Origin of the sequence: Macromonas nakdongensis (genome assembly GCF_002837145.1) — a bacterium.
GTDB classification, from domain to species: Bacteria; Pseudomonadota; Gammaproteobacteria; order Burkholderiales; family Burkholderiaceae_C; genus Macromonas_B; species Macromonas_B nakdongensis.
The window spans coordinates 1-2,210 of sequence record NZ_NWMV01000143.1 but is presented as its reverse complement, the minus strand read 5'-3'; the positions used below and the strand labels follow the sequence as shown (position 1 = coordinate 2,210).

Below are 2,210 nucleotides of genomic sequence, written 5' to 3'. Positions count from 1 at the left end.
GCGCTGGCAGAAGTCCAGCCCCTGCACCGCGAAGGCGTCGTGCAGTTCCAGCGCGCGGAGCGCGCCGGGTCCGGACACACCGGCGCGCCGACAGGCCTCGGTGGCGGCGCGTTCGGCCGCAAGCAGGGGCGTGCCCGGGTCGCTGCCCACCGACGCACTGGCGCGCCACAGCGCCTGCGGGCGCAGGCCCCAGCGGGCGCAGGCCGCCGCCGTGGCCAGCAGCACCAGGGCGGCGCCGTCGGCCTGGGCCGAAACGGTCAGCGCGGTCAGCGCGCATTCGGGCGCCAGGGGCAGGCCGTCATCGCCCAGCGTCGGCGGTGGGAACAAGACCGGAAAACGGGCTGCCCGGTCGGCACTCAAGACCCGGGGGTTCAGATCGTGTGACACCCCGACCACCGGGACCATTTCGTCGGCCAACCGCGTCCGGTGCGCCAAGGCCCGGGCGTGGCTGTCCAGAGCGTAGCGTTCCTGCTGTTCGCGGGTGTGGCCGTGCCGGGCGGCGTAACGGGCGGCCGAGAGCAGCATGTCTGGGTCCGGCCAGGGTGCGGGGGCAAAGGCGGGGCGCTCGTAGGGCACGGGGGCCTCGCCCGGGTGGCGTGGGCGGCGGGCCCGCAGCGGCGCCCTCGACCAGGCCTCCACCCCGCCCAGCACCACCACCGAGGCCTGGCCCGAGGTCAGCAGGCCCACGCCCAGGGCCAGGGCGTCCAGGCCGGCGCAGCACTGGGTATCGACCGTCAGGGCCGCACACCCCACAGGCAGTCCGGCGGCCAGGGCCAGCAGCCGCGCCGGGTTGCCACCGGCCCCCAGGGCGTTGCCCAGCACCACGGCATCGACCGCGGACGGGGCCAGCCTCGTGCGTTGCAACAAGGCCCGCAGCACGGGCGCGGCCAGTTCGTGGGGCTCCAGCTCGGCAAAGGCGCCCCCGCGCGGCACCACCGCGCTGCGCGCCGCACCGGCAATCAGGACAGGCTCTGCAGACATCGGGCCGAGGCCGTGTTGCCGTTCGGGGCCAAGGCCCGGGCCAAGGCGGCGTGGTCGGTCTTGCCGCTGGCGGTCCAGGGCCAGGAAGTGCAGACCAGGTAGCGGCGCGGCACTTTGTAGGCTTCCAGCCGGGCGCGGCACCAGGCCGACAGCGCCTGGGCGCTGGGCCTGGCCGGCGCGTCTGGCGCCAGCGCCAGCACCGCCACCACCTGCTGCCCCCGCACCGGGTCGAACAGCCCCTGCACCGAAGCGGCCGCCACCGCCGGGTGCGCCGCCAGCACCGACTCCACCTCTTCCGGGAACAGGTTCTTGCCCTGAGTCACGACCATGCGCTGGTGCCGCCCAACCAGGCACAGGCGGCCTGCGTCGTCCCAATGCCCCATATCGCCGACGGACAGCCAGTCGCCCTCGCGCCAGGCCTGGGTGGCGTCGTCGGCCTGGCCCACGTAGTCCATGAACAGCATCGGGCTGCGCACGAAAATCAGCCCGGCCCCGGCCGGGTCGCCCACCGGCCGGATCTCGATATCCACCTGGGCAAACGGCCGCCCCACGGTGCTGGGCGGCGCATCGGCGTCGGCCGGCATCCAGGCGATGAAGCTGGTTTCCGAGGCGCCGTAGAACTCGATCAGCCGGGCCCGCGGAAACAGGGCCTGCAACTCTGCCGTGCGTTGGCGCATCCAGCGCGCCCCGCTGATCAGCACCAGCCGCACACCGTCGATGGGCGGCTGGGCGCGGCGGGCGGCCCACTCCAGCATCATCAGCAACTGGCTGGGCACGGCCACCAGGCTGGGCGTCCGGCCCTGGCGCAGGGTGTCCAGAGCGCGGCCGGCCGAAAACCGCTCCTGCAGCACCACGCCGGCGCCGGTCCATAACCCGAGCAACATGCCGAACAGGAACAGGGAATGCGCCATGCGGCCAGGCGCCAGCAGGGGCGTGGCGGCGTCGGGGCCGAAGGCATCCAGACAGGCGCGGAAGCTCTCGGTCCAGGAGCGGTGGTGGCGCCGAAAGCCTTTGGGCAAGCCGGTGCTGCCCGAGGTGAAGCCGATGTAGAACGGTGTGGTAGGCGTCGGCCCGGGCAGGTCGGCCGGCTCGGCCGAAACCCCGGCCCGCACCGCTTCGCGCACGGCGGGGGGCCAGTCCGGGTCGCTGACCGCGGCACAGCGGCCGCTGGCCACCACGCCCAGGAACTCCACCAACGCGTCCAGGGTGCCTTGCTCGGCGTCCACGAA

General features: G+C 74.2%; 2 protein-coding genes. Both read right to left on the bottom strand.

Annotated elements, in window-relative coordinates; translation table 11 throughout:
- Positions 1-981 (bottom strand): thiolase family protein (locus CON77_RS14340; protein WP_101050236.1); only part of this gene is annotated, 981 nt, incomplete at its 3' end.
- Positions 960-2,210, bottom strand: a 1,251-nt coding sequence (locus CON77_RS14335) for an AMP-binding protein (RefSeq protein ID WP_101050233.1), incomplete at its 5' end; no start/stop codon positions are given. The genes CON77_RS14335 and CON77_RS14340, both read right to left, overlap by 22 nt.